General features: G+C 42.0%; 27 protein-coding genes and 1 riboswitch. Of the genes, 2 read left to right on the plus strand and 25 right to left on the minus strand.

Annotated elements, in window-relative coordinates:
* Nucleotides 1-4: 4 nt before the first annotated feature.
* From rpsA to M0696_RS11385, 16 genes are all read right to left on the minus strand, one after another.
* Complete coding sequence (gene rpsA / locus M0696_RS11310) at nt 5-1,153, minus strand: 30S ribosomal protein S1 (RefSeq protein ID WP_003225495.1); 1,149 nt, start codon at nt 1,151-1,153, stop codon at nt 5-7.
* 243 nt (nt 1,154-1,396) lie between these two features.
* Entirely contained in the window at nt 1,397-2,071 is a 675-nt protein-coding gene (gene cmk / locus M0696_RS11315; RefSeq protein ID WP_248601963.1) for a (d)CMP kinase, read from the minus strand.
* A 78-nt stretch (nt 2,072-2,149) separates the two neighbouring features.
* Nucleotides 2,150-2,326, minus strand: a complete 177-nt coding sequence (locus tag M0696_RS11320; protein ID WP_222143080.1) for a YpfB family protein — start codon at nt 2,324-2,326, stop codon at nt 2,150-2,152.
* 44 nt (nt 2,327-2,370) lie between these two features.
* Nucleotides 2,371-3,024: a cyclic di-GMP receptor DgrA gene (dgrA, locus tag M0696_RS11325; RefSeq protein WP_248601964.1), complete on the minus strand. Its 654-nt coding sequence runs from the start codon at nt 3,022-3,024 to the stop codon at nt 2,371-2,373.
* 93 nt (nt 3,025-3,117) lie between these two features.
* Complete coding sequence (gene ypeB, locus M0696_RS11330; protein ID WP_166851283.1) at nt 3,118-4,470, minus strand: germination protein YpeB; 1,353 nt, start codon at nt 4,468-4,470, stop codon at nt 3,118-3,120.
* 35 nt (nt 4,471-4,505) lie between these two features.
* On the minus strand, nt 4,506-5,420 hold the full coding sequence (gene sleB / locus M0696_RS11335; RefSeq protein ID WP_222143082.1) for a spore cortex-lytic enzyme: 915 nt from the start codon (nt 5,418-5,420) through the stop codon (nt 4,506-4,508).
* Between the two features lie 152 nt (nt 5,421-5,572).
* Entirely contained in the window at nt 5,573-6,229 is a 657-nt protein-coding gene (gene prsW / locus M0696_RS11340) for a glutamic-type intramembrane protease PrsW (protein ID WP_166851277.1), read from the minus strand.
* A 119-nt stretch (nt 6,230-6,348) separates the two neighbouring features.
* Entirely contained in the window at nt 6,349-7,323 is a 975-nt protein-coding gene (locus M0696_RS11345) for a YpdA family putative bacillithiol disulfide reductase (protein WP_222143084.1), read from the minus strand.
* Nucleotides 7,324-7,432: 109 nt separating this feature from the next.
* Nucleotides 7,433-8,707, minus strand: a complete 1,275-nt coding sequence (gene gudB, locus M0696_RS11350) for an NAD-specific glutamate dehydrogenase (RefSeq protein ID WP_166851271.1) — start codon at nt 8,705-8,707, stop codon at nt 7,433-7,435.
* Nucleotides 8,708-8,863: 156 nt separating this feature from the next.
* Complete coding sequence (locus tag M0696_RS11355) at nt 8,864-9,448, minus strand: genetic competence negative regulator (RefSeq protein WP_003225475.1); 585 nt, start codon at nt 9,446-9,448, stop codon at nt 8,864-8,866.
* A 159-nt stretch (nt 9,449-9,607) separates the two neighbouring features.
* On the minus strand, nt 9,608-10,387 hold the full coding sequence (locus tag M0696_RS11360; RefSeq protein WP_166851268.1) for a metallophosphoesterase: 780 nt from the start codon (nt 10,385-10,387) through the stop codon (nt 9,608-9,610).
* A gap of 83 nt (nt 10,388-10,470) precedes the next feature.
* Nucleotides 10,471-10,914, minus strand: a complete 444-nt coding sequence (locus M0696_RS11365; protein ID WP_166851265.1) for a YpbF family protein — start codon at nt 10,912-10,914, stop codon at nt 10,471-10,473.
* A gap of 62 nt (nt 10,915-10,976) precedes the next feature.
* A complete protein-coding gene (locus M0696_RS11370) occupies nt 10,977-11,732 on the minus strand; it encodes a LysM peptidoglycan-binding domain-containing protein (protein WP_248601965.1) in 756 nt (251 codons plus the stop codon).
* On the minus strand, nt 11,683-12,285 hold the full coding sequence (locus M0696_RS11375; protein WP_019258774.1) for a CPBP family intramembrane glutamic endopeptidase: 603 nt from the start codon (nt 12,283-12,285) through the stop codon (nt 11,683-11,685). The genes M0696_RS11370 and M0696_RS11375 overlap by 50 nt, the downstream gene beginning before the upstream one ends.
* Nucleotides 12,286-12,311: 26 nt before the next feature.
* Complete coding sequence (locus M0696_RS11380; RefSeq protein ID WP_248601966.1) at nt 12,312-13,802, minus strand: RecQ family ATP-dependent DNA helicase; 1,491 nt, start codon at nt 13,800-13,802, stop codon at nt 12,312-12,314.
* Complete coding sequence (locus M0696_RS11385) at nt 13,795-14,853, minus strand: YpbB family protein (protein ID WP_222143408.1); 1,059 nt, start codon at nt 14,851-14,853, stop codon at nt 13,795-13,797. Before M0696_RS11385 ends, M0696_RS11380 begins: the two co-directional genes overlap by 8 nt.
* A 265-nt stretch (nt 14,854-15,118) precedes the next feature.
* On the opposite strand from M0696_RS11385, the gene M0696_RS11390 reads away from it, so the two are divergent.
* Complete coding sequence (locus M0696_RS11390; protein WP_003225461.1) at nt 15,119-15,367, plus strand: ferredoxin; 249 nt, start codon at nt 15,119-15,121, stop codon at nt 15,365-15,367.
* A gap of 38 nt (nt 15,368-15,405) precedes the next feature.
* Here M0696_RS11390 and fmnP read toward each other — a convergent pair whose 3' ends face one another.
* Nucleotides 15,406-15,978 carry a riboflavin transporter FmnP gene (gene fmnP, locus M0696_RS11395; RefSeq protein ID WP_222143086.1) on the minus strand — a complete coding sequence of 191 codons (573 nt, stop codon included), beginning with the start codon at nt 15,976-15,978 and terminating at the stop codon, nt 15,406-15,408.
* A 152-nt stretch (nt 15,979-16,130) separates the two neighbouring features.
* Nucleotides 16,131-16,265, minus strand: a riboswitch (FMN riboswitch).
* Between the two features lie 206 nt (nt 16,266-16,471).
* On the opposite strand from fmnP, the gene serA reads away from it, so the two are divergent.
* The gene (gene serA / locus M0696_RS11400; RefSeq protein ID WP_014114240.1) at nt 16,472-18,049 is read left to right on the plus strand and encodes a phosphoglycerate dehydrogenase; all 1,578 of its coding nucleotides are present in this window, start codon (nt 16,472-16,474) and stop codon (nt 18,047-18,049) included.
* Nucleotides 18,050-18,098: 49 nt separating this feature from the next.
* Here the strand turns inward: serA and aroD are convergent, their stop codons facing one another.
* The 8 genes from aroD to resA form a co-directional block, all read right to left on the minus strand.
* Nucleotides 18,099-18,860: a type I 3-dehydroquinate dehydratase gene (gene aroD, locus M0696_RS11405; RefSeq protein ID WP_222143087.1), complete on the minus strand. Its 762-nt coding sequence runs from the start codon at nt 18,858-18,860 to the stop codon at nt 18,099-18,101.
* A gap of 111 nt (nt 18,861-18,971) precedes the next feature.
* Nucleotides 18,972-20,078 carry a sigma-X negative effector gene (locus M0696_RS11410; protein WP_248601967.1) on the minus strand — a complete coding sequence of 369 codons (1,107 nt, stop codon included), beginning with the start codon at nt 20,076-20,078 and terminating at the stop codon, nt 18,972-18,974.
* Complete coding sequence (gene sigX / locus M0696_RS11415; RefSeq protein WP_166851242.1) at nt 20,014-20,598, minus strand: RNA polymerase sigma factor SigX; 585 nt, start codon at nt 20,596-20,598, stop codon at nt 20,014-20,016. Before sigX ends, M0696_RS11410 begins: the two co-directional genes overlap by 65 nt.
* Before the next feature lie 203 nt (nt 20,599-20,801).
* On the minus strand, nt 20,802-22,571 hold the full coding sequence (resE, locus tag M0696_RS11420; RefSeq protein WP_222143089.1) for a sensor histidine kinase ResE: 1,770 nt from the start codon (nt 22,569-22,571) through the stop codon (nt 20,802-20,804).
* On the minus strand, nt 22,568-23,290 hold the full coding sequence (gene resD / locus M0696_RS11425) for a DNA-binding response regulator ResD (RefSeq protein WP_019714815.1): 723 nt from the start codon (nt 23,288-23,290) through the stop codon (nt 22,568-22,570). The genes resE and resD overlap by 4 nt, the downstream gene beginning before the upstream one ends.
* 81 nt (nt 23,291-23,371) lie before the next feature.
* A complete protein-coding gene (gene resC, locus M0696_RS11430; RefSeq protein WP_248601968.1) occupies nt 23,372-24,547 on the minus strand; it encodes a cytochrome c biogenesis protein ResC in 1,176 nt (391 codons plus the stop codon).
* A 19-nt stretch (nt 24,548-24,566) separates the two neighbouring features.
* Entirely contained in the window at nt 24,567-26,195 is a 1,629-nt protein-coding gene (gene resB, locus M0696_RS11435; protein ID WP_019714817.1) for a cytochrome c biogenesis protein ResB, read from the minus strand.
* Nucleotides 26,192-26,731: a thiol-disulfide oxidoreductase ResA gene (resA, locus tag M0696_RS11440; protein ID WP_019714818.1), complete on the minus strand. Its 540-nt coding sequence runs from the start codon at nt 26,729-26,731 to the stop codon at nt 26,192-26,194. The genes resB and resA overlap by 4 nt, the downstream gene beginning before the upstream one ends.
* Between the last annotated feature and the right edge of the window lie 62 nt (nt 26,732-26,793).

Raw genomic sequence — 26,793 nt, forward strand, 5'->3', positions numbered from 1 at the left:
CCAATTATTTTAGTTTATTCAGCTTATCTCCGATCAGGTCTCCAAGCTGGAAGCCAGTGCTTGTTTCTTCCTTCGCCTGATATTGACGGTAATCCTCTTGATCGGCTTTAGGTGCTTCTTCAAGTTCACGCATGCTTAATGAAATGCGCTCCTCATTTTCATTCACATCAAGAACCTTCACTTTTACAGTCTGTCCTTCTTCAAGAACTTCATGCGGCGTGCCGATGTGTTTATTGGAAATTTGAGAAATATGAACGAGACCTTCAACACCTGGAAGGATTTCAACAAAGGCACCGAAGCTGACAAGTCGCTGCACAGTTCCTTCAAGCACATCGCCAGGCTTCACTTTCTCGCCGATTTGGCTCCACGGTCCAGGAAGTGTATCTTTGATAGACAAAGAAATACGTTCATTATCACGGTCTACCGATAATACTTTTACTTTTACTTCTTGTCCCTCTTCAACAACATCAGACGGCTTCTCTACATGGGAGTGTGAGAGCTGTGAAATGTGTACAAGTCCGTCGATACCGCCGATATCAACAAATGCGCCAAAATCAGTCAGGCGCTGCACTTTGCCATCAAGTACACTTCCAACTTCAAGAGACTGAAGAAGTTCTTGTTTTTTATTTGCTTGTTCACTTTCAACAACAGCACGGTGTGAAAGGATGACACGGTTTTTGTCACGGTCAAGCTCTACAACGAGCAGAGACAGTGTTTTTCCTTTATAGTCAGTGAAATCTTCAACGAAATGCGCTTCCACAAGTGATGCTGGAATAAAACCGCGAACGCCGATATCAACGACAAGGCCGCCTTTCACGACATCTTTCACTTCAGCTTCAAACACTTCTTTTGTTTCAAACTTTTTCTCAAGGTCTTCCCAAGCGCGGTCTGCATCAACAGCACGTTTAGATAAAATCAAAGCATCGTCTTCCACTTTTGTTACTTTCAGGTCAAGCTCGTCGTCTACTTTAACAACATCCGATGCTTTCTCTACATGAAGACTTGATAATTCACTGATTGGAATAATGCCAGACTGTTTGACATTGATAATTTCAACATCCACATGTTTGTCCTCTACCTTTGTCACAATCCCTTTAACTACATCTCCAACCTCTGGCACTTGAACATCAATTTGATTCATTTCCTCTGTCATTTGAATAACCTCCTTGGTCCAAACCTACACAGCTTAATTAAAACGGTTTGAAAGCTGAACATATAAACATGCCCGCTTTTTAGCCGAATATGTATTAAAGAATCATCCAAAAAAGTTTTTGAAAGTTTTTTGAATGATCAATAAAAAGTTTTATTAGTATTAACTTCTAATAAAAGGACAGGTTTGTCAAGCAATAACATTCTTTCTTCGTTGAAAAATTCAAAAAAAGTGCATTCGCCATTATCAGTGGGACTTTTGCTCCACTGCCTCAAGGATTTTATCAGCTACCTCTTGAATGGAAAGTGATGTCGTGTCGATTTCCAAAGCGTCTTCTGCTTTGCGCAGAGGAGATACTTCGCGCTCTGAATCAAGCTTGTCTCTTCTTGCAATTTCCTCAATCAATGTTTCATAGTTGACATCGTAGCCTTTTTTCACATTTTCTTCATAACGGCGTTTCGCTCTCTCTTCAACAGATGCCAAAAGAAAAATTTTCACTTCTGCATTTGGCAGCACGTGAGTCCCGATATCACGTCCATCCATAACGACGCCGCCTTTTTCCCCAAGCTGCTGCTGGCGCTTCACCATTTCTTCCCTGACGCTTCTATGCTTAGCTGCTATTGAAACTTGGTTGCTGACTTCGTCTGTTCTGATCGCCTCAGTTACATCGGTGCCGTTAACAAGCACTTTTTGTCCTTCTTTTGTTGTAACCAGTTCAATGTCCGTCCGCTTTAGCAGTTCAGCCAGTTTTTCTTCATTTGTCAGGTCAACGTTTTCTTGTAAAGCCGTGTACGTTATCGCCCGATACATTGCTCCTGTATCAATATATATGTACGATTTTTTCCCAGCCACAATTTTGGCAACGGTGCTTTTCCCCGCAGCTGCCGGGCCGTCAATTGCAATAGATAATTTCTTTTCCATAATTCCTCTCCTTGCTCTTTTCTCCTCTATGGATTGTATCACGAACTTTATGAAAAAGGGTGAAAAATTGATGAATAATTAAGGTTTGAAGGTTTCAATCCTATTGTTCTCCTCCATTTTATCCACCCCTTCATATTGAATCACTTTTGATACATAAGGTTCAATATGCTCATAGTGAAAAAGAATCTGTACACCAAGTAAAATGATGGCCTGAATGAACAATAATTTAATCAGCATCCGTTCAAATGTTTTCATCGGAGCACCTCCATCACAAATAGTATGGAAGTCTTTGCCGATGTTTATTCCACCCTTGCCTTTCTTCTCTTATTTAACTGACGCCGGATGCAATATTGAAGCAGGAACTGCTGGTCACTTGCTGCGATTCCTGTATACTCAAGGGTCATTTTACGTTTCCCTGATTTCGGGTCATCAAAGATTCGTCTGACAACGGCTTCTGTTTCTATTTGACGCGTGTTCTCCTCTTCAGACAGACTGATGATAAGTCGCAATGATTCCCCGGATTGAAAAGAAATGCCATCAGCTAAAATCACGGCGATGCCGCCTGCGCTGATGTTATAGGAAAGAGTGCGGAACTCTTCTTTATTTGCCGGCTGAATGTGCACATCCAATACCGCATCAGATCTTACATACTGGCGGCGCTGGATTCGTTTCATTTTATCACGGGGTGGCACTTCAAGACAGATCATTTGTAGTTTGTCCTTCACTTTACCTTTTATATGGCTTGTAAAACGATAAGGAACTTCGTCTTTGCCTACAAACTCTACCATTACTTCCATATCGTTATGTAAAATCACAGTTCGCCCTGTCACTATATCAACCGGATACGCAATCAAAAGCTCATTGTTTTCCATGCTGACTGCCTTGCTCTTTGCTTTTTTCAATTCATTTCCTTCTATATATTCTAAAAGTACATTTTCTCCAATCTCTATCATTGACTTCACTCTTTCGTATTCAATATACTCGCTTTTTTATTAAAGCACGTAATGAAAAAAAGGAAAAGACATTTAGTCCTTTCCTCCTGTTTTTTATAGGTCTTTATATATAGGTTCTGCATTTTTTAGTTTTTCAACCTTTTCTTCCGATCCGTCCTTGGCATTTATATACATTCTGAATGTGTCATTTTCAATTGTTCCGAGCAGTTCATAGCATAACACTTCTTGGCCAAGTTCATTTGTAATCAAAGCGAGCCTTGTCTCTCTCACTTGTACATTTTTATTTAATTTAGATTTTGCTTCTGCTTCAGTAATAGCCGGCTTAGGTATATCTCTTTTTCTATGGGCTGTTAGGAAATCTCTTGCTGAAAAGCCTACAACCTCACCGTCATCCAAGGCCACTTTCATACGAATCGCTTCCGGATACATCCGGACTTTATTTTCAACAGGAACATATGAAAATACGCCGATTTTATCATATTGGGCACTTTCATCAATTTCCAAATCATCTGTCTCATATCCATTTTTCTTTAAAAAGGCGAGTGCACGGTTCGATCCGTCATTCAAACTGATTTTCTGATCTTTCACTTCTCTGTTTTGGATCAAATATACCGGATGCCCGCCCTTTTTCGTAATATCCATATAAATCGCTGCTTTATGGTCTGGATCTTTCATGCTGATGCTATAAACGTCGCGATTTGTTTTTTTTCCGCTCTTTACCACTTTAATGGAATAATTGTCATCCGGGGCAAAGCGCTCAGCAATTTGTTTTGCTTCCTGTTCAGAAATTTGTTTTCCTTTCAGATGGTCGAAACCTTTCTCTTCTTTTTTGGTGCTGGTGAAACTCGGGCCAAGATCTGTTCCCGTGGAGAATGCACCAACATTTTTTTCAACAGTTTTAAAACTGTTGATAATCGTATTATCACTTTGTTTTTCATCAGAAGCCAGCGCCATCTCTACGTCCATCCAGCGAAGGTTTTTGCTCATGACAAGGTGCTGAACGTGACGCAGTTCATTTTGTATATCTTCGGACTGCTGATATAACTTATTTAGTGATGTATACTCGTTTTTATCAAGCGGTTTTTGATCCAAATCCCTGACTGACGTTTTATAACTGAAATCCCCGATCTTTGATAATAGCTCTTCTGTTTTGTTAAATGGCATTAATGTAAGCGGCAGCTGGCTGACGCTGTTATGAGCTTCAGATGTAATCCTCCACACGTCTATCAATGCAGGTGACAGTGATTTTTTGCTGTTCATGGCAAGAGTTGTTCCGATTTTATCATGAAGCTGATCCATTTGATAGGTAAGTTCATGAAACGCCCGCTGATAGTTATTTTCAGCATGAAGAAGAACTGCGTCTTTTTCCTGGTGCTCTTTGTATCCCCAGTAGCCTGTACCGACTATTGCAATACCAAGCACGGCGATTAAAATTCCTCTGATCATTTATCACACCTCTTTTTATGCTTTCTCATGTCCTGCTACTCACAGAAAATGTGTTTACCGATTCTTTTAATCTGCGGACGTCCCCAAATCCAAGCACTTGTAGCCGTATCAGGGTTAAAGTAATACAGCGCTTCCTCTGATGGGTCCCATCCATTGATGGCATCCAGCACTGCTTCTCTGGCCGTTTCATTCGGCTGCATGTAAATTTGCCCGTCGGCTACTGCTGTGAAGGCTAGCGGCTCAAAAATAACCCCCGCTACAGAATTCGGAAATAACGGACTGTTCAATCGGTTCAAAATGACTGCTGCAATGGCAACCTGTCCCTCGTACGGCTCGCCCCGGGCTTCACCATAAACTGCCTGAGAAAGGAGCCTGATATCATTGTTGGAAAATCCGCCAGGCATGTTAGCTGCGACCGCATCCTGTTTTCTTGCTTTTGCAGGTGTATTGTTTTGCTGTTGTTTATCCGCTTTAGGTTGCTGCGTTGTTTTTTCCGCAGGCTGTTTCTGCCTTGCTTCTGCTTGTTGTCTTGCCTTTTGTGTTGCAGTTTTTGATGGTTTCGTCTGGTATTTCAGCGGAATTTTTCCGTAATGCGTAAAGGTATTCCCTTTATTAAGCTGTTCCATGACATATTCACGATAGTATTTTGATTTAGATATTAAGGTTTGCTTTGTTTTAGCCCCGACAAGGCCGTCAACCTCTTTTAACCCGAATTGATCCTGAAAGTTTCGAACTGCCCAGTACGTTCCCCATCCATAAACCCCGTCAATTTTTCCGTTGTAGTATCCGTTGTACTGAAGGCGCGCCTGGAGTTCGACCACGTCATCCCCTGTTGCCCCTCTTTGAATGACCTGATTCGAAAAGGCAGAGATGGTTTCAGTATTGATAAACGTCGTTATTGTAAAGGAAAAAAGGATGAGACATGCCATAATCGATCCTTTGGACTTCATCTTTTCAAGCCTCCTACAGCAAATTTTTAAGTGTAATCGTATTTTCTGTAAAGAGGTTATTTTTATACACCCTTTCCTTGTTATCCCTCAGAACATAAAATCTCTTTTGATAAATCGACACACAAAAAAGCCGCACGATTACTGTGCGGCTTCTATACTTGCATCATATTAACGGAACGGGCTTTTTTCGCTTTTCGCAAACCAAACCACCATAAAAATAACATAAATGGAAACATATAATAAATCCAATTGCTGAGTGCTGTCAGGATAAAATCATACGATCCATGCAAAAGTGACGGGAGAGCTAAAGAAAGAACAAGCCACTTCACACGCGCCTTATCAGTGGAAAAACGGGCTTTCCCAAGGTAAAATCCCATAATAACGCCTATTAAGGCATGGCACGAAACAGGCAGGAGCGCCCTTACGAACGCATGCTCCACACCGTGGCCAATTAAATAAAGAATATTTTCGAGGGTAGCAAAACCGAGCGATACACTTGCCCCGTATACAATCCCGTCATAATGCTCATCAAAGTGGGCGTGAGGGTAAACACTGACCATCAGAATAAACCATTTTAATGATTCTTCCAAAAACCCTGAAGTTAAAAAAGAAACGAAAAAGCTTCCGCCTCCCACATTCTCTTTTTCAAGCACGTACTGGATAAACATTGTGGGAAATACAAGAACAACCCCTAGAAAAAACGACCGAAGCACCATATGTACAGGTTCGTTATCATACTGATCTTTTAAATAAAAATAACTTAACAGCGCGATGCCGGGAGCAATTCCTGCAGAGATGATTGCAAACATCAGGCAACCTCTTTCCTTTATATTCCTAAATCTATCCTACCATGTTGTTTATGATTTTACATCTGTCTGAACTTAAAAAAACAAAAAGAGCATACGATTTCATCATATGCTCCCCTTCTTTAATGATTTTCTCTTTTTGCGATTTCCGCTGCGATATGTCCTCCGTGAAATCTGCCGTTTTCAATAAATATTTCATTTGCATTGTTCCCTGCAGCAATGACCCCTGCAATAAAAATACCTTTAACGTTCGTTTCCATCGTTTCTTCATTGAAAAACGGGCGTCCTGTTTCTTCATCAATTTTAACACCCATTTTTTCAAGAAATTGATGGTCGGGATGATAGCCTGTCATCGCAAATACAAAATCATTTTTAATGGTGATGAGTTCCTTTTCGCCGGAACGGAATACAACTTCATCCTCGGTGATTTTTTCGACACTAGCGCCAAATTCCATACGGATTGTACCGTTTCTGACGAGTGATTCAAATTCAGGCAGAATCCATGGCTTAATGCTTGGCGAATACTCCTTGCCCCTGTATAAAACTGTGACACGCGCTCCAGATTTTACGAGTTCAAGGGCAGCGTCTACACTTGAATTTTTCCCGCCGATGACGACAACATCTTTATCAAAGTATGGATGGCCTTCTTTAAAATAATGAAATACTTTCGGCAAATCCTCACCGGGTACATTCATATAGTTTGGATGATCATAGTAGCCTGTTGCAATAATACAATATGACGTCGTGTAGGTTCCTTTTGACGTCTCTATAACGAATGTATTGTTTTCCGCTTTCGTTACTTTATGCACCATCTCAAACGCATTTACACGGATGTTTTTCCTTTTGACGACTTCCCGGTAATACGACAGCGCCTGAATTCTGACAGGCTTTCTGTTTTCCGTAATAAATGCCACGTCTCCGATTTCAAGCTTTTCACTTGAGCTGAAAAAGGTTTGATGCGTCGGATAATTGTAAATACTGTTAACGACATTTCCTTTTTCGATGACGAGGGCATCAATGCCAATTTGTTTTAGGTGAATGGCAGCAGATAGTCCGCAAGGTCCTCCGCCTATAATTATTGCTTTTTCATGAATCATTTCCGTCAACTCCTGCGATTGGCAATTCACTTCATATTTTTCTATTTCCGAATAAAAAAATCTCCTATTTTATCATAGGAGATTTTTTATTTTTATGCAAATCATCAACTTATATCCAGCCTCTAAAACGCGAAGCTTCAGCCATTTTGCGAACGCCGACCATATAAGCAGCGAGTCTCATGTCAATTCTTCGGTTTTTAGCCATTTCATAAATATTGTTAAATGATTTGATCATCATTTTTTCTAATTTTTCTTCTACCTCTTCTTCACTCCAGTAGAAGCCTTGGTTATTCTGAACCCATTCAAAGTAAGAAACTGTTACGCCCCCGGCACTTGCAAGCACGTCTGGTACAAGCAAAATGTCCCGGTCCGAAAGAATTTTTGTTCCTTCAAGCGTTGTTGGCCCATTTGCCGCTTCAACGACAATTTTAGCCTGGATATTATGGGCATTTTCTTCTGTTATTTGATTTTCGATCGCAGCAGGAACGAGGATATCACAATCCAGCTCCAGCAGCTCTTGGTTCGTAATGGTATCGTTGAAAAGCTTTGTTACGGTACCGAAGCTGTCGCGGCGGTCGAGTAAGTAATCAATATCGAGGCCCTCAGGATCATAAAGTCCGCCATACGCATCTGAGATACCGACAACCTTTGCTCCTGCATCATGCATAAATTTCGCCAAATAGCTTCCCGCGTTTCCGAAGCCTTGGACAACGACACGGGCACCTTTAATATCTATGCCTTTTTTCTTAGCCGCTTCTTTAATACAGATGGTTACACCTTTTGCTGTCGCAGATTCTCTCCCATGAGATCCGCCAAGCACAAGCGGCTTGCCTGTAATAAATCCAGGCGAATTAAATTCATCAATTCTTGAATACTCATCCATCATCCAAGCCATGATTTGTGAGTTTGTAAATACATCCGGCGCCGGCACGTCTTTTGTCGGGCCGACAATTTGGCTGATTGCTCTGACATACCCTCTGCTCAGACGCTCCAGCTCTCTAAACGACATATCCCTTGGATCACAAACAATTCCGCCTTTACCACCGCCATATGGAAGATCAATTATGCCGCATTTTAAACTCATCCAAATAGAAAGCGCCTTCACCTCTTTTTCTGTTACGTTCGGGTGAAAACGTATCCCGCCTTTCGTCGGACCGACAGAGTCATTATGCTGCGCACGGTAACCTGTAAAAATCTTTACTGAACCGTCGTCCATACGAACAGGTATTTTTACCGTTAATAATCTCATCGGCTCTTTTAACAGTTCGTATACTTCTTCTGGATATCCCAATTTTTCCAGAGCCTTATGTATTACGGTTTGGGTTGATTTTAATACATCAAGTTTGTCCTCTTCTGTATGACCGGTGTTTCGATCGGCTGCCATTTGAGTTAACCTCCTAGAATCTTCTGTTTCTCACATGCTCCCTTTCAGAGAATAGTATACACCTTCATATGATCTATGCATAGAATAAACGTTATGTTTTTCCATGTTTTTAACGAAAAAAAACTGCTGTGAAATCAGCAGTCTTCCGTTGCATTCTTATGAGAAATGAGTCTGTATCGTCTCAACGGCATTACCGTCCATAATGAGCTTACCATACTCTTGCAAGCGATAAATCGTTAAAGTTGTCGGATTGCCGTATTCCGCCAGAACCGCCACAACCCCTTCAGCCGTATGCGATCCCAGATCTTCAAGGCTTAAAAAGTACTGTCCGTCATAGTGGTAGACAGTTCCCCCATTGATACCGATTCGCTGTAAGCTTTCTGAAAGCTGAATGATATCTTCAAAGGAATGGAATTGATAAATGATGTCCGCACTTTCATCAAGCTTGACTTGCATTTCGATGTAATCATCATCATACTCATCGTCTTCTGAATCGGCGTCTTGGTTCTTTGTTACGATCACAACCATCCCTTGTGCTTGGAGAGAATACACTTCCACTGCAATCGGTCCATTCGCTTCAAAGCCGAGCTCTGTATTAGCTTCATTCATCATATCTTTAAATAACTGGTGGACTTTAAATGAGTCCTTCCAGAGGTCTTCTTTTGTCAATCCCCGGTCTGTCAAATCATCGAGGGTCAAAAAGATTTTGATCTTATTATAATTCAGACGCTCAAGCCGCATAACGTTCCCTCCTGCCTCTACTTGCACACAAATCATATAACACATTATATGAGATGATGAGTCATAGGTTCTTAATTGTTATCAGTTTACACTGAGTTCACTAGTAAGACAAGCACAATGCAGTTTTTATTGCCCATATGGATTTTTGCTTTTGAGAAGTTATTCTGGCGCACAAAGAGTCACAATGTGTGTTTCCGGCTCAGCACCTAAACGAAGAGGCACTTTTGTTGTGCCATATCCGTTGCTGATGAGATACGCTGCATTTTTAACAATGCCTGTTCTCCCGAGTTCATACGGGCCGAATTTTCCAAACCTGATCTGACCTCCGTGGGTATGTCCGCTGAATATCGCATCAATACCGTCAGCTTCATTAATTTGTTCATGAATCTCCGGGTTATGACAAACCAGAATATTCAGCTGGCTTTTGTCGAGTTCTTTAATGGCTTCCTCATAATGATCCATCTCCATCCTGATATCATCAACTCCGGCAATCGCAATGGTATGGCCGTTGTACGAAAACGGAACTGACTCATTCCTCAGAGTGATGACACCGTGCGCTTTGAAAATGGAATACAGCTTATGCTGCCTGACTTCATAATCATTATTCCCCCATACAAACACGACAGGAACCCCGAAAGCCGCGAGCCTTTTGATGTTCTCCTCGATTCTCATACTGGGCACTCCGCCCTCGGCTAAATCACCGCCGATGATAACCAGGTGAGGGGCATGGCATCGCGCTTTTTCTAAAAGGTCTTCATCGATGAGACGTTTGTGAATGTCCGAAATAAAAAAGATTGTAAGAGGCGGCTTGCCCTTCATTTTTGATAAAGAAAACGTATGTGTTTTCAAATGGTTGCCTTTTGCTGTTGAATACATTTTTGCCGTCATTGCCGCTGCCGCCACAGTTAGCACACCGGCAATTTTTACTGATAGCTTCATAAAAACTCTCCATTCTTTTAGAACTTATCAATAAGACGGGCAATAAAAAAAGACGTTTCTATCGTTTGAGAAAACGCCCGATTTTATTTACTTTCAAAATATAGATTAATGTCATATTTGTGCTTCATCATTTGAAAAACAGATTCTCTCGCCTTCCATTTATCCGGCTGCGGCCAAAGATCAGTGCTTTTCTGAATAATTTCGCATCTCAGTTTATGAAAATCGCCCTCAGCTTTTTCTTCCTTTTTCTTAAAATAATATGAAGTGCAGTATGCAAAAGCGGTTGCCATCATCCAAAATAAATAAAAGGTATGGCTAAGCATTTCTTGAAGAACGAGCTGAGGCGCCGGGCTTTTGATCATAATCATAATACACAATAAGCCTAAACAGATGAGTGAAGTCCATCGCCATCTGCGACATTGCGTTGCATAATTTTCAAATTTTTGTTTTCGTTTCACCAGCGCTTGGAGCATCTGTTTGGTCGGCGCGTCTGTATACTGATCCATCTGATTCCATAAGGTTTCCATACGCTTCACACCTTGTCCATTTTCATTGCTACAATATATGAGCGGAAAATAAAAAAAATGCCCTATTCATCCATTAAGGGGATGTCCAAAACTTGTCCGGTGTAAACATCATTTCCGTTCAGATGATTATACACACGAATTTTTTCTTCTCCCGACCGGCTTTTATAATACTTCATAGAAATGCGGTACAACGTTTCTTTCTTTTGGACGGTGTGCTTGACAACGCGTTTCGGCTCATATTGAACTGGTTCAGCGGACTGCTGTACTTCCGATGCTGCTTCTTGTTGGGGAGAGGAAGCAGCCGCTGCGGTTGCTTCCTCCTTATCTGCTGAATGTTCTTTTTCCGCTACAGCAGGCTGTTTCTTATCAGTTGTTGTTTTTGCAGGCTCTTTTGCCTTTGTATCCTCAGACTTTTTTTTTGACTCTTGCTGCAGTGCGGTCTCTTTGGACTCTTGGGCCTCTTTGTTATCTGCGGTATCATTTTTATCCTCTGGTTTCGGCACAACCTCATATTTGCTTTGGCTGCTGTCGATAAAAACATCTTCATAATCGTTATGATTATCCGGGTGGCTTTTTAGATAAAATAAGGTGACTAACACGATAACCGGCACAAATACAAATAATACAGCGAGTACAGTGAATAATGGCGTTTTTGTTTTGCCTTGCTTTTTTTTCTGTTCTCTTTGTTTTTTTACAGATTGTCTTGTCGGAAGGCTTTCTCCATCATCATCGACATAATCGTCCGCCAATGCGGCGGCGTTTTGATCTTCATAAAGATTCTGGGCTTTTCTTCTCTCTACTCTCGACATGTTCGTCATGTATATCCCTCCTCACATGTTCAAAACGAATCTGACAGGCAAACACAGCATCAATGATAAAATGTGCCGTCACCGGAACAAATAAGTTACCGGTCCATTCATATATCAGACCGAGCAAAAAGCTGATTGCTGTCACCATGATAAATAACAGCCATTTTGACAAATATCGAAAGTGCAGAACGGCAAATACAATGCTGGCAGCCCATAAACCGATATGAGTCTGAAGCACTCCTCTGAATAACATTTCTTCCGCGAAAGCAATCAGAAGCGTTAAAAATATAATATGAGGGATTGACCTCTTACTGAATATTTTTTTATTGATTCCGCCGTCATCATATAAATGAGGCGGACACCATTTCATTACTGCCATATCGGCTAAAATAACAATAACCGCAACAGAAACACCATACCATATGATTCGCATATCGCGAATATCCCAGAGCTTTAGTACGTCCCTTGCATCCGTAAAAAAGAACAATCCAGCTCCAGTTGCGACGATGATGATCAAAAGCTGCGTCAAATATAACTGCTTCAGCATATCACGGTCAGACATATACTGAATGAAATCCTTTTGCTGTTTCAGTTCAGCTCACCTACAGTCTGCAAGCTGAATATCCGTTGCAATTCCGAACTCCAGCTGTCTAATGGCGCCTTTTTACTCCGTTCTCCTTTTTGTTCATACAAGGATAGATCAAAACCGCAATGTGAACAGCACGGGAGGTTTCCGTCATCAGGCTCGTATGATTCATCAAAATAGGTTAACATAGATTGCCTTAAACAGCCATCACGCTGAAGCAGAAAAGATACGCGGCGCATTTTTTCCAGCTTCAGCTCCATGCGATATGAAATCTCCCGCTTTATCAGTTCAATTGATGTTTTCCCCTGCATAAAGAGATGAATCATCATACGGGCTTGTGTCTCTCCGACACCATACTGCATTAATACATCACGCAGCCTTCTCTCATCCCGCTCCTCCGTCTCCTCAAGCACACGGATCACATTGGCGATTTCTTCATCTGTAACACTCTCCATTTGGATAATCTGCTCCTGCAATTCAAAATCCCCTGGCGCCCGCAGCAAAATGCTGACACTAGGTTTTCCATCGCGTCCCGCTCTGCCGATTTCCTGCATAAAAGCTTCAGCCGTCTGCGGGAGGTGAAAATGAATCACATATCTGATATCAGGTTTATCGACACCCATTCCAAACGCATTCGTACAACATATCACATCAAGCTGATTATGAATAAACTGCTGCTGAATTAAAATCCTGTCGCCAGACTCCATACCGCCATGGTAAAAGTCGGCTCTGCTGCTCGTTTTGCTTTTAATTTCACCCGCTAATTCCTCAGCCCATTTCCGTGTCGGGCAATAAACAATTCCCGGACCTTGCAGGTTTTCAACCAGCTGAATGACCCTATTTATTTTTTCGGCAGTATCCGCCGCATTTTCCACCCTGAGCGCGATGTTTGGTCGATTGACTGAGTTGAGATGCCGTTCGGCATGCTGCAGTTCTAGCAGGTTCATGACATCTTGCAGCGTATCCTTTGTAGCTGTAGCGGTCAATGCAAGAACCGGAGGGTGCCCAAGTTTTTTTCTCAGCTGTCCAAGCTTTGAATAGTCAGGCCTGAAATCATGCCCCCATTCAGATATGCAATGTGCTTCATCAATAACGAATAGGCTGATGGGGACGGTTTTCAATTTTCCCAATACATATGGCGACTGCAAAGCCTCGGGAGACAAGTACAAAAATTTATAGCGGTGAATATGCTCCAAAACGAATTGTCTTTCCTGTCTGCTAAGCATGCTGTTCAAAGCGGCAGCACGTTTTTCCCCCCGTGCTTTTAGCTGCTGTACCTGATCCTCCATTAAAGAAAGCAATGGAGAAACGATTAATACCATGCCGTCAAGCATATAGCCAGGGAGCTGGTAGCAAAGCGATTTTCCTCCCCCAGTCGGAAGCATCGCAATGGTATCCTTCCCGCTGAGTATGCTTCTAATAATGTCCTCCTGCCCGCTTTTAAAGGAAGTAAAACCAAAAAATTGATGTAACGTTTGCTGTAATTTAGTCATATTGCTGCACCTGCTTTGTTAATGCCAATCTGATTTGAAAGTAGCTGAACCGCTGCTCCAGCCCGTCTCTAATTTGTTTGATTTTGTTCGTCCGCATCCGTTTGGCAAACTCTGCAATTTGGAGCTGGTCTTCCGCTGATACATAGTCATCAATCATAAACGCAGGCTCGTGAAGAGAAATCTCGACAATATGGTCTTCGATGGTCGCTGTTTTCAGCTTTCTGATTTCAGCAATACGATGTATCGGAATCCCTTGTTTGATCATCTGCCATGTTTTCCTCGTTGACTCTGTCAGGGCATTATCTAAATGTACATCAGAAAGGAGATCCTTTAACAAAGTATCTTCACACTCCGGAAGAGAATGAATAAAATAATGTACCGAAGCCCAAAACATGATATAAACATACCATTCATCTTCTTTCAGCGTGTCAGCAAGCTGCCTGCTCGTATAACCGATCCTATCGTAAGAGGTTAAGGAGTAGACAAAAATTTGCGCTGCTTTGTCATCAACCTTATGTAAATGAGACTCCAGCATGGCAAAAAGACTGCTTGCCATCTCTATATGATCCGTATGCCGGGACAGGTATTTCTTTACCCAATGAAGTGTCTTATAATCCTTTGTGACAGGGATATACTGCCTGCTCCCTTGCAGTTTATGAGATAAGACCTGCACAAGCAGCGAAAGCCTTTTCCAAAGCACGCCGGCAGCAGGCTGATAATAAGCGCCGTGGCAATGTTCGGGCCAAGGCCGTTCACAAAGGGCTTGCCTTAATGCTGCTGCGCCGCTGGATGTCACTTTGTATGTATCTGTTTCAGACATTGATTCGAGATATGAATGCTGTTCGAGCTTGGTGAGTGACGCTGAAATATCGCTTCTCGAACATTGCGCCGCCATTCCAAAATACTTTGCAGTCTGAAATAAGCCGGCATCTTGAATGGTTTGTGACGATCTTTTGCCTTTGAATAGGTGAAAAACAGCGCTTCCCGACCGTTCTCCGTTTATTTTCCAAAGGCAATCGAGAACCATAATATCGAAGTAATTTAACGACAACCTATCCACCCACATTCTTCCTGACAAAAATCGTTGATTTACTCTCTTTATTTTAACAGATTTTAAGCAGAAATCGACGTTTAAAGTCATCATTAAGGGGGATGTTATGTAGATAACCCCTTATGTGATAAGCATTCTCAATCATTTTTCTGTTGAAATGTGGCAGCAACATCATTACAATAAGTAAGAGGAATAGGTGTTAAATTGATTAAATAAAAAGATTGATCCATTTGTTCCACCAAGAACAATCTGGGAGGTTTTATTCATGGCAAAGTACACAATCGTAGACAAAGATACATGTATTGCATGCGGCGCTTGCGGAGCTGCTGCACCAGACATTTACGATTACGATGATGAAGGCATCGCGTTCGTAACGCTTGATGAAAACAAAGGCGTTGTCGAAGTTCCTGAGGTACTGGAAGAAGATATGATTGATGCATTTGAAGGATGTCCTACTGATTCCATCAAAGTGGCGGATGAGCCATTTGAAGGCGACCCGCTTAAATTTGAATAGAAGAAACAAAAAAGCTCCCCTGCGGGAGCTTTTTTTATTTAATGGATATGTGCGCTTCGCTGCTGTTCAATCCATGGCTTAAGCTTGATGAAAATCAGTGAGAATACAATCGTAATCACAATGCCTTTTATAATGTTAAAAGGAAGGATGCCAGCGACGACCGCTGTTTTCAGCGCGCTGTCAGATAATGCCGGCGAATGTAAAAACCACGTGTATGCCGGAAGAATCAGAACATAATTTAAAATACTCATCAAAATGGTCATTGCTGCAGTACCTAAAAGCAGGCTGACAGCTAAGCCCTTTGTTGAATTCAGCTTTTTAAATAAGAAAGCAGTCGGCAATATAAAGAGTGTTCCTGCGATAAAATTCGCAATTTGCCCTACAGGAACCCCGGCCATGCTTCCCTGAATGATATATTGAAGAACGTTTTTTATCGCTTCTACGGCAATACCCGCTAAAGGCCCGTAAATGAGAATAGCAATAATAGCGGGCACGTCGCTAAAATCAATTTTCAAATAATCCGGTAGACCCGGAAACGGGAAATTCAACAGCATCAAAACAAATGCAATGCTGCTCAGCATACTGATCACAACTAATTTTTTTACTTTCACTTCACTCTCTCCTTTTCGATCACATCTTACTCGAAAACGGAAAGGTTCTTTTCCAGCCAATAAAAACCCCGCTTCATGTATAAAAGCGGGGTTTTGAAAATTAGGCTAGGCAAAGAAACGTTTGAAAATCCAATTTCAAAACGCTTATGAACCTCCATCTTCTCCCATCCAGACTGTACTGTCGGCTCCGGAATCTCACCGAATCCTGCTGTAAAAACAGCTCGCGGGCTTAGAGCCATCGGCTCATCACCGCCGGTAGGGAATTTCACCCTGCCCCGAAGATTGATCATATGAATTTAGTTCCATTATAAACGATAACTGGTTGGCTGTATAGAGAATTGCTTCAAATTATATATAATACCTGAAAGCTATAAAAACATTGATTTTTAAGCTTTCCTTTTATCCTTTACTGCGTCAATACACGTTGACACTCTATTGAGAATATGTTAAATTATCAGATATTTAGTTTGTCAATTTAGGAGGAAATCTAACGATGTTTCGAGTATTGGTCTCAGACAAAATGAGCAACGACGGCTTACAGCCACTTATTGAATCAGATTTTATTGAAATAGTTCAAAAAAACGCAGCAGATGCAGAAGATGAATTACATACTTTTGATGCTCTTTTGGTGCGAAGTGCGACAAAAGTAACAGAAGACCTTTTTAAAAAAATGACCTCTTTAAAAATTGTCGGAAGAGCCGGTGTCGGTGTAGATAATATCGATATTGACGAGGCGACTAAACACGGGGTTATCGTGATTAACGCTCCAAACGGCAACACCATTTCGACAGCTGAGCATACATTTGCGATGATCTCTTCATTAATGAGGCACATTCCTCAGGCTAATATCTCAGTAAAATCCAGAGAGTGGAACCGCACAGCTTACGTCGGTTCAGAGCTTTATGGTAAAACGCTTGGGATTGTAGGATTAGGCCGAATCGGAAGCGAAATTGCACAGCGTGCGAGAGCATTCGGTATGACCGTTCACGTTTTTGATCCTTTCTTAACTGAAGAAAGAGCGAAAAAAATCGGCGTAAACAGCCGTTCATTTGAAGAAGTGCTTGAAAGCGCGGATATTATTACCGTTCACACGCCTTTAACTAAAGAAACAAAAGGATTATTGAATAAAGAAACGATTGCAAAAACGAAAAAAGGTGTTCGCTTAATTAACTGCGCGCGAGGCGGTATTATCGATGAAGCAGCGCTTCTCGAAGCTTTGGAAAGCGGGCATGTTGCCGGAGCGGCGCTTGACGTTTTTGAAGTTGAACCGCCAGTTGACAATAAACTCGTTGATCATCCATTAGTCATTGCCACTCCTCACTTAGGAGCATCGACTAAAGAAGCTCAGCTAAATGTCGCGGCTCAAGTGTCAGAAGAAGTTCTGCAGTTCGCAAAAGGTCTCCCTGTTATGTCAGCTATCAACCTGCCTGCCATGACAAAAGATGAATTCGCTAAGATTAAGCCTTACCATCAAATCGCTGGAAAAATTGGCAGCCTAGTATCCCAATGCATGAAAGAACCCGTACAGGATGTTGCCATTCAATACGAAGGTACAATTGCCAAACTTGAAACATCGTTCATTACAAAAAGCCTTCTGTCAGGCTTTTTAAAACCGCGCGTTGACTCAACTGTTAACGAAGTCAATGCCGGGGGTGTCGCAAAAGAACGCGGCATCAGCTTCAGTGAAAAAATTTCCTCTTCTGAATCTGGATACGATAACTGCATCAGCGTAAAAGTGACAGGAGACCGCAGCACCTTTACTGTGACAGCTACGTATATTCCTCATTTCGGAGAACGTATTGTCGAGATCAACGGATTTAATATCGATTTTTATCCGACGGGTCACCTGGTATATATCCAGCATCAGGATACAACAGGTGTCATCGGCCGAGTAGGACGTATTCTCGGAGATAACGATATTAACATTGCAACCATGCAGGTTGGCCGTAAAGAAAAAGGCGGAGAGGCCATCATGATGCTTTCCTTTGACAGACATCTTGAAGATAAAATTGTGAAAGAACTAACAGATGTTCCTGATATTGTGTCTGTGAAGCTCATTGATCTTCCATAATCTAAAAAAACTCAAGCTATAAAGCTTGAGTTTTTTTATTGTTCTATTTTCATGTGTTTTTGTGCAAAATCTCTAAGACATGCCTCAGCTCAGAAACAGGTATTTGACCAGGTGCCGATGCCTCTTCTCCCGCGCCAAAAGTACAAGCTGATCCAAAAACTTCACCGCTCAGCCTGCTGATCAGCCCTGTTGCAGCCATTGACATTGTAATAATCGGACGGTCTGCATATCTTGTTTTCATTGTATGCGTCGCATCCAGCAGTGTTAAGAGATCTGCTGTATCATTCGGCATGACAGCCATTTTTGGAATATGCGCTCCTAAATCCTGCATTTTTCGAAGCCTTGAAAGAATCTCATCTTTCGCAGGCGTTTTCTCAAAATCATGATTTGACATCACCACATAGACATTGTTTTCTTCCGCCAGCGACACTAACGCTTTCACATTTGCATCTCCTGAAAATAATTCAACGTCAATAAGATCGATGTCTTTTGTTTGGACTGCCGCTTCCAGCAAAGCAATATAGGAGCTTTCATCCATTTCCATGTTCCCGCCTTCTTTATGGGTTCTGAATGTAAATAGAAACAGCTTGTCTGCTAAAGACTCCCGAAGTTTTGAAATCATCTTCGTGACGGCTTCTTTGTCATTTGCTTTTTCAAATACGTCGACTCGCCACTCCACAATGTCCGGTTTGAGTACTTTTACAGCTTCTGCTTCGTTCAAAATTTGTTTTTCCGTTTTTCCCATCAGCGGAACGATGATTTTCGGCATCCCTTCTCCGATAGAAACTCCTTTGATTGTTAACACGTTCACTCGTCTCAAATCCTTTCAATCGTTACCTTGTTTTATTATACACGTACAACTATTTTTTTGAAAATTTCTATTATATGAACAGCAACTAAAAAAGAGCCTGAAAGGCCCTTTTTAGTTTAAGGAAATCGGATTTGGAGCAGCGGGTACCGGAATTGCATCTGATACATTATATCTGCCGATTTTTTTTGTTCTGGTTTCCGTAAAGGTCACTTCATTAAAGCCAAACTCTTTTGCCGTTAAAAGAAGTCCTTCAAGCATTAAGATACCGGCAATAGAATCCTCAACTTCTGAGTCTTTTGAGAAGCGGATATATAAGTGTTTCTGTTTCTTCGTTACAGATTTGACTGCACCCGCTTGAATTAGGGGTATTGTACCTTTTTGGCTGCTCGATTCCATATCCTTAATCGCTTCTTTTACTGTATCAAATGTATTTTCTGACGGAACGAGAAAGTCTTGTCCTTGTTTATTTTGGTACAAGTAGTAGGCTCTTTTCGACTGTTTTGGAATACGAATTTCTGTAAAAGCTCCATATGAGCCAATAATGGCACCGCCCTCATTTTGATCCGATAAAAATTTGATTTTTTCATAAGGACTCCATTTTAGGGATTCTTTCAGCAATTTTTTTAACAGTGTATCATCTTTTACAGAAAAAGCCTCAATGGGCTGATGGACTCGTACACTTAATTCCTTTTGCCTTTGATTTTCCTTTACCTCCACTTCATCTATGAAGGATGGGATCGTAATGGCATGATCAAGGATACCCAGTTCACCACTTTCAAACAGCATATCCTGTATCGTTTGGTCTTCGTTTGTTTTTTTGATGCTGATGGGTATGATTGCGGATGTTTTGGCATCAGCAATTGCTACAGTGATGTAATTGTTCTGTTCCTTTTCAGGAACAACAAATGAATTCTGATCCAGGGATGATCCAGCTTTTGGGCTGTCTGCTGTCTCTGTTTTTGTCACAGTGTTCTCTTGGGACGCTTCTTTTTGTTGAGGCTGTGCCTGGTCAAAGAAATGAGGAGTTATAATGAAGGCGATATAAACCGCAATTGCAGCGGCACATGCGGGGCCAATCCACCTAACAGCAGGCTTTTTTTTGCTTTTTGCCATCGTCAGCCGCTTGTAAATATCCTGTGGCGAACGATGGTCTTTAACTGCCGGAAGTTGACTTAACAACTCCTTTATCTGTTCTTCGTTCCATTCTGACTTCATCATCCATTAGCTCCTCCCTCAAAAGCTCCATATGTTTCCGAAGTACTTTGAGCCCTCTGTGTTGGGTCGTTTTGACTTTGCTTTCCGAGAAGCGCAGAGCATTGGCTGTTTCCTGAATTGAATATCCATGAATAAACCGCAAGATAATCACAGCTCTTTGATCGATCGTGCATTGATCAAGCGCAGCATAAATTTCCCGGACATTTTCATGTTGAACCGCAAGTTCGTCCGGAAGCAATTGCTGATCTCTGACATCCTGTGTATCCCAATCAAATGTGCCGAGTATACGCTGTCTGATCGTCTGCTGTTTACGGAACCAGTCTATCGCAACATGGCGTGCGATTGACAAAAGCCATGTTTTTTCACTGCTTCTTCCTTCAAACGTATGATAAGAATTTAATACCCGAATATAAACCTCCTGCAGAAGATCTTCTGCCTGGCTTTTATCCTTTACCATATAAAATAAAAATTGATACAAATCTTGATGATATGTGTCATATAACAATTGAAAGGTTTCTTCCATTTGAAACCCCTCCGTTCACTTTTTTGTCGTATTAATAGCTTGAAAAGTTACATTACAACTATATTACGAGAAACTGGAATTTGGAAGGGAATTTATATTAACATATCCTTAAATTTTATTAATATTGGCTCTTAAAAAAACACCCGCTCGATTAGCGGGTGTTTCTTATGGAACAAGATTCTTCGGCAAATTCAGACTCGATTTTATGGTTTTGTCGGAATATAAAATGTAAATGTCGTTCCTTTATCCATTCGACTGTGCACCGTAATCGATCCGTTGTGGGCTTCCACGATATTTTTTACGATAGCTAGCCCAAGACCGGTTCCTGCTCTGCCTCTTGTTCGCGCTTTATCTGCCTTGTAGAACCGCTCAAAGATAAATGGCAGATCTTCTTCCGGAATGCCAGATCCAGAGTCTTTGATATCAATTTTCAATCCATCCTTCACAGTATGGACTTCAATGGAAACACTGCCGCCGGATGAAGTATGCCGCAGCGCATTATCGATCAAATTGGTAAATACCTGCTCCATCTTGTCTTCATCAAACATAAATTCCTCTTCTGTGAGAGAAATGTCTTGATGTAAAGTAATATTTTTTTCTTTAGCAACACCGGAAAATTTCCGAATGATCTTCTCTAAAAATTCATCAACATTGATTTTTTCATAATGCAAGCCTGTATGGCCTGACTCCATTCGGGCTAAATCAAGCAAATCATTGACTAGACGGCCCATTCGCAACGATTCGTCATAAATGATTTGAGCAATTTCTTTCCGGTCTTCTTCTGAACTTGCAATGTCATCGACAATTGCTTCACTGTACCCCTGAAGCATAGAGATCGGTGTTCTCAACTCATGGCTGACATTTGCGATAAAGTCCTCCCGCAGCTTATCAAGGCGCCGCTCTTCAGTCATGTCACGAAGCACAGCAACCGCTCCTCTGACATGCGATTCCGCATAAAGCGGCGACATCAAGAGCACCCATGATCTGCCTTGCAGCGTCATCTCAATCATTTGTTCTTTTTCAGTGCTGACAGCGTTTTGGAACAGCTCTTTTGCTTCAGGCGGAAGGTTATCGCCTTCTTTGATATTCATATTCTGCTCATAATACCACGCCTGAAGAAACCGTTCAGCCGGAGGGTTTGTCACAAGAATTGTACCATCGATATTAATAGTAATGACGCCGTCAGCCATACTGCTTAAAATATTAGAAAGCTGCTCTTTTTCTTGATTGAGCGCATTAATATGAAAGTTAAGCTGCCGGCCCATTTGATTAAAAGCGGTTGCCAGTTCACCGATTTCATCTTGGGTTAAAATCGGGATTTTTGTATCGAACTTGCCCTTCGCCAAATCCTGTGCGCCTTCTCTCATTTTTCGGAGCGGGTACGTGACCCTGCTTGATAAAAAGAAAGCGAAAAACGTCGTCAGTACAATCGCAATCCCCGCGGCAAGAAAAATATAGCGGGTCGTGTGTTTGGTTGTATCTTTAACGGCAAGCAAAGACTGGGATAAAAAGACCATGCCTTTCTTTCCGTCTTTTTCATACGGGACACCTACAATCAGGCGTTCATTATCCGTGTCTGTATTGCTCAGCCCCGTTCGTTTGCTTACTTTTTTATGGTCTTGGAGAGCTCTATTTAAGTCTTTGTCATGCTGTATTTGCTCAACCGTAATGGACGACAGCCGATTTTTATCATTCGGAGAATACCAATACTTTTTCTCATCCTGAACGATGGCAATGCTTGTTAAGTTATCAGCGAGCTCCCAAGTAATTGATCTTGCCAGTGCCTGGTCCTCGTGATTTTCTATGATGACAGCAACTTTATTCGCAAGCTGTGTTAAATCATTCTCGGCTTCTTCCACATGGTAATTCTCAATAAATTCTAGCAAAAGAACCGTCAAAATGAATAATACGATCAAGACGAGTGAAAGGATCGTAAACCACAGCTTGCCTACTACGCTTTTCCAAAATTTCATTCAGCGCCTACCTCAAATTTATAGCCTACACCCCATACGGTGACAATTTTTTTCGCAGCTTCCGGAGATACCTTGTTCAGCTTCTCTCTCAAGCGTTTAACGTGAGTGTCTACTGTCCGCAGATCACCAAAAAACTCATATTGCCACACTTCTTTCAGCAACTTTTCCCGATCATACACTTTATCAGGTGTTTTCGCTAAGAAGTATAGGAGCTCATACTCTTTCGGCGTCAGGCTTACTTCTGTTCCATCAGCCATTACGCGATGGGCATCATGGTCAATGGACAGATGTGAAAACACGAGTACATTTTTCGTCGGTGTATTGGCATTCAAATAAGAGGTTTGGGATGCTCTTCTCAAAAGGGCTTTTACCCGCAGCACGACTTCTCTCGGGCTGAACGGCTTGACAATATAATCATCTGTTCCCGCTTCAAATCCCTGCACCCGGTTTGCTTCTTCTCCTTTTGCAGTCAGCATGATGATTGGTGTCGCTTTTTTCTCCCGAACTTGCCGGCACACTTCAATTCCGTCAGTCCCCGGCATCATCAGATCAAGCAAAATTAAGTCATAATTGGCTTCAAGCCCTTTGGCAATGGCTTCATCACCATTTTCCGCTTCGTCTATGACATAATTTTCACGTTCAAGGTACATTCTTAAAAGGCGGCGAATTCTGGCTTCGTCATCAACTACTAATATTTTGGTTTCGTTCGTTTGGTCCATCGTTTTCCCCCTGCTTTCCTTCTGTTACTTTCATTTTATCAAATCATGAGAAAGTTTGAGAACTGTGTCGCTTTCTAAGGACTATGCATAAGAATGAAGTCCGGCAAGCACTAGATTTACGAATATTAAATTAAACATAATAATAGCAAAACCGATTACGGCCAGCCATGCTGACTTCTCACCGTGCCAGCCTCTTGACAGTCTTAAGTGCAAGTAAGCGGCATAGAACAAAAACGTGATCAGCGCCCATACTTCCTTCGGGTCCCAGCCCCAAAATCTGGTCCACGCGAGCTGAGCCCAAATCATCGCAAAGATCAGCGCGCCGAGCGTAAAGATTGGAAACCCGATGGAAACGGCCCTGTACCCAACCTCATCCACCAGATCAAGATTGACGTTTTTTACAAGCGGATGTAACAGAGCGCTAATTCTTTTTCTGATGATCAGACGAAGCGCGCCATACAAAACAAGCCCTGCTCCAAATGACCAAATCACTGTGTTCACCTTTCTCCCTGAGAAATGGGCAGGAAGCTCAGCAAGCGGCTCCATTCTCCCCTCGGTCAAAAGCTCCCCCTGATGCGGGCCGACAAGCGCAGGCATTTCGTACACCATCACGCTTTTTTCTTTATTTTTATCCACCCAGTTAAACTCCGCTTCATAGCCTGCGATACGAAAAGCTGATGTGATCGCAATAAAGGCGACATTTGTGACCAGGATAAACATAATCGCTTCAAGCCAGAACGTTTTTTTGCTTGGTTTTGTCTGGTCTACGTGCTTCAATAGAAAGATGACACCTGCGACGAAGCTGATGGCAAGTATAGCTTGCCCAAGCGCGGCTGTTGTTACGTGAATATACAGCCAATTGCTCTGCAGTGACGGAATTAAGGGTGAGATATCCGTCGGAAACATGCTTGCATAAGCGATCAGCAATAAAGCGATTGACAGCGTAAACAGGCCCAACGAAGGCAATCTATAGATGAAATATAAAATAATAAACGCCAAAACAAGCATCATGCCAAAGGCAGTGGTGAATTCAAACATATTGCTGACAGGCGCATGGCCGCTGGCAGCCCACCTTGTGATGAAATATCCCAAGTGGCAGAGAAAACCAATAATAGAAAGGGTAATTCCTATGTTGGCCCATCGGTTTGGCTTGCCCTTTTTATCTTTATTTCCGCGTATGGCCCCGCCGAAAATCGGGACAGCGATTAAATACACAAGAAAGGCCGCATAAAGAAAATTTCCGCTCAGCTCTGCCATGACATCACTCCCTTTTCGCCTATTTCTGTGTTTTGATTAATTCTTTTTGGTCCTCCGGTTCAGTCAATCCGGAATCAGCCAATACAAAGGCTAAATCCTTCTTCAGGCCATACCAGTTTTTATTCGTATGCCCCGCCACCATGACTGTGCCATCCTGCGAGTGCAGCCAGATTCTTCGGTGCTGCCAGTACATACCTTGAATGACACCGATCATAAAAATGGCTCCGCCGACGGCAAGCACCCAGAGCGTCAAATCCTTTCTGACTGTGAGTCCGGTAATGTTTTTCGTCTCGACATGGTCAAATTTCAGCTTGTATTTATTGCTGCCTGAGCCTTCGATTGTTTCTTGGATGGCAACAAAGCTTTTTTCACCCTTCGGTTTGTCCGGCGTTATGATATTAAAAACAAAAGCCGGGTTGTTAGGGATTTTTGTTTTTGTACTCGGCTCTCCATCCTGATTAAAATAGAAATCTGGCAGATAGCTGGCAACTTCAACTTTGTAACCGTTACCAAGATCATAAACCGAATCTGGATCCAGAAGGTTGATCTTCAAGCTCCCAAAGGATTTTTTGGTTTTTTTATCTATTAGTTGGAACACCATCTGATCAAGCTGATTCTCTTTATAATCCACCTGGTAAACGGAAAAGGAATCAAAACGCAGTGGCTGATTGACACGAATGTCCTTTTCTGTTACTTTTTTCAGCTTTGGTTTCTCGCCATAAACAATTTTTCCTTCTCTCTTGTAGAGTACGGCATCTGTTTGGAAGTTCTTTGCAACTCTGCCGTCCCCGACTCTGTCAATGGCATCTGCGAATACCTTTTTTTCTGTTTTGCTGTTATAGGTCTCTACGCTGAATTGATTGTTTTTCAAATAATATTTTCCTTCTGTTCCCGGAATTGCTGCAGTTTCGCCTTCTCTGACCCAAAGCGTTTCATCGACGTACATGCCAGGAACAAATCTCAGCATCGCACCTATCAGAAAGATAATCAATCCAATGTGGTTGACATACGGGCCCCAGCGTGAAAAACGCCCTTTTTCGGCAAGAAGACTGCCCTCTTTTTCTCTGATCCTATAATGCTTTTTCTTTAAGAGAGCAGCAATCTTTTCTTTTGCTTCCCCGTCCAGTACAGTATCCGTTTCACTGAACAAGCGCTGCCTTCTTAAAAAAGCAGGACTCCTTCTGACACCTTGGTTTTTTAACGCTCTATACAATGGAATGACCCGGTCGAGGCTGCAAATCACAAGTGAAATGCCGATCGATGCAATGAGCAGCAAATACCACCAAGATCCATATAAATGGTGAAACCCGAGCAAATAATAAAGCTGGCCGAACGTACCGTACTGCTCTTTGTAATAAGTATCAGCCTGTGCGCCCGGAGGCAAATAAGCTTCTTGGGGAAAAATGGTGCCGAACGCTGATGCGGCAAGGGTTATGACGATAAGCCAAATTCCCACCTTAACCGAAGAAAAGAAATTCCAAATTTTATCGATGATCGTTTTGTTATAGGTTTGTGAACGTCTTGCACTTCCGTCATATCTCATATCAGCAAGCGGAGGCTGAGTTTCTTGGAGAGCTCTGCCGCACGATTCACATAGAACGGTTCCGACCGGGTTTACATGTCCGCATTCACATTTGACTTGTTTCATCCCGAAGTCTCTCCGGGTTTTATTAGATTCATATAGTCATGTATCATGCTTTCTGTCATAGTGCCGGTCACCACCTTGACAACTTTTCCTTCCGGATTGATTAAAAAGGTTGTCGGAAGCGGAGATACGTCATAGGCATCAAGCACTTGGCGATCTGTATCCAGAACAACCGGGAAATTGACTCCGTAGGATTTCATAAAATTATGTACTGCTATCTTTGACTCCCCAACATTTACCGCGACAATTTCGACACCTTGGTCTTTAAAATGCTTATATTGGTTCGCCATATAAGGGAATTCTTTTTTGCACGGTTCACACCATGTACCCCAGAAGTTCAAAAAAACACCTTTTCCTTTTAAGTCACTCAGCTTGATACGTTCCCCATTCGTATCTTCAAGGACAAAATTAGGTGCATCGGACCCTTCGGATATACTCTCTTTACCGGCAAATACAGCGTTGTAAATGGTATAGCCAAGTGCACAGATTAAAACGAGAAGGATGCCGGTCCGAATGAATAAACGCCTTTTCTTCTTCATTGTCCACTGCCCCCTTCCCCTATTGCAGATCCATTCAATTATATCATTGCACGTTCATTTCA

The organism is Bacillus rugosus (assembly GCF_023238245.1).
Taxonomy (GTDB): Bacteria; Bacillota; Bacilli; order Bacillales; family Bacillaceae; genus Bacillus; species Bacillus rugosus.

Bases quoted from the DNA above. Each gene is read 5' to 3' on its own strand.
- sigX (WP_166851242.1), bottom strand. From the start codon at position 20,598: ATGGAAGAAACCTTTCAATTGTTATATGACACATATCATCAAGATTTG.
- cmk (WP_248601963.1), bottom strand. From the start codon at position 2,071: ATGGAAAAGAAATTATCTATTGCAATTGACGGCCCGGCAGCTGCGGGG.
- M0696_RS11380 (WP_248601966.1), bottom strand. From the start codon at position 13,802: ATGACTAAATTACAGCAAACGTTACATCAATTTTTTGGTTTTACTTCC.
- prsW (WP_166851277.1), bottom strand. From the start codon at position 6,229: ATGTTTGCAATCATCTCTGCAGGAATTGCTCCCGGCATCGCGCTGTTA.
- M0696_RS11370 (WP_248601965.1), bottom strand. From the start codon at position 11,732: ATGACGAACATGTCGAGAGTAGAGAGAAGAAAAGCCCAGAATCTTTAT.
- M0696_RS11360 (WP_166851268.1), bottom strand. From the start codon at position 10,387: ATGAAGCTATCAGTAAAAATTGCCGGTGTGCTAACTGTGGCGGCAGCG.
- M0696_RS11410 (WP_248601967.1), bottom strand. From the start codon at position 20,078: ATGATGAAGTCAGAATGGAACGAAGAACAGATAAAGGAGTTGTTAAGT.
- resE (WP_222143089.1), bottom strand. From the start codon at position 22,571: ATGAAATTTTGGAAAAGCGTAGTAGGCAAGCTGTGGTTTACGATCCTT.
- M0696_RS11320 (WP_222143080.1), bottom strand. From the start codon at position 2,326: ATGAAAACATTTGAACGGATGCTGATTAAATTATTGTTCATTCAGGCC.
- resA (WP_019714818.1), bottom strand. From the start codon at position 26,731: ATGAAGAAGAAAAGGCGTTTATTCATTCGGACCGGCATCCTTCTCGTT.
- ypeB (WP_166851283.1), bottom strand. From the start codon at position 4,470: ATGATCAGAGGAATTTTAATCGCCGTGCTTGGTATTGCAATAGTCGGT.
- gudB (WP_166851271.1), bottom strand. From the start codon at position 8,707: ATGGCAGCCGATCGAAACACCGGTCATACAGAAGAGGACAAACTTGAT.
- serA (WP_014114240.1), top strand. From the start codon at position 16,472: ATGTTTCGAGTATTGGTCTCAGACAAAATGAGCAACGACGGCTTACAG.
- M0696_RS11375 (WP_019258774.1), bottom strand. From the start codon at position 12,285: ATGTCTGACCGTGATATGCTGAAGCAGTTATATTTGACGCAGCTTTTG.
- resC (WP_248601968.1), bottom strand. From the start codon at position 24,547: ATGGCAGAGCTGAGCGGAAATTTTCTTTATGCGGCCTTTCTTGTGTAT.
- rpsA (WP_003225495.1), bottom strand. From the start codon at position 1,153: ATGACAGAGGAAATGAATCAAATTGATGTTCAAGTGCCAGAGGTTGGA.
- M0696_RS11365 (WP_166851265.1), bottom strand. From the start codon at position 10,914: ATGGAAACCTTATGGAATCAGATGGATCAGTATACAGACGCGCCGACC.
- M0696_RS11390 (WP_003225461.1), top strand. From the start codon at position 15,119: ATGGCAAAGTACACAATCGTAGACAAAGATACATGTATTGCATGCGGC.
- M0696_RS11345 (WP_222143084.1), bottom strand. From the start codon at position 7,323: ATGATTCATGAAAAAGCAATAATTATAGGCGGAGGACCTTGCGGACTA.
- M0696_RS11355 (WP_003225475.1), bottom strand. From the start codon at position 9,448: ATGCGGCTTGAGCGTCTGAATTATAATAAGATCAAAATCTTTTTGACC.
- dgrA (WP_248601964.1), bottom strand. From the start codon at position 3,024: ATGATAGAGATTGGAGAAAATGTACTTTTAGAATATATAGAAGGAAAT.
- resD (WP_019714815.1), bottom strand. From the start codon at position 23,290: ATGGACCAAACGAACGAAACCAAAATATTAGTAGTTGATGACGAAGCC.
- resB (WP_019714817.1), bottom strand. From the start codon at position 26,195: ATGAAACAAGTCAAATGTGAATGCGGACATGTAAACCCGGTCGGAACC.
- sleB (WP_222143082.1), bottom strand. From the start codon at position 5,420: ATGAAGTCCAAAGGATCGATTATGGCATGTCTCATCCTTTTTTCCTTT.